Raw genomic sequence first — 281 nt, forward strand, 5'->3', positions numbered from 1 at the left:
CGATGGCGCCATCCATGGCGCCAACGGTCCTGCCTACCCACCCCGGCCCAGCCCTCTCGGCATTTCGGTGTCGGACGGAAAGAGCGTTGGGGTTCCAGGTGGAAAGAGGGGGCAGATCCGTTTTCCTGCGGAAAACGGATCTGACCCCGGAAGCAATGCGGCTGTTGCTCTTGCTCTTGCTCTTCTTTCTTCAATCCGGGGTGGATGTGCACGGAAACTGTCCGTGGCCGGGAGGGTGGGTTGCGCAGGGGTGTCTGATCTGGCCCCCCGTCAGCGGACGC

Origin of the sequence: Stenotrophomonas sp. HMSC10F07, assembly GCF_001807895.1 — a bacterium.
GTDB lineage: Bacteria > Pseudomonadota > Gammaproteobacteria > Xanthomonadales > Xanthomonadaceae > Stenotrophomonas > Stenotrophomonas sepilia.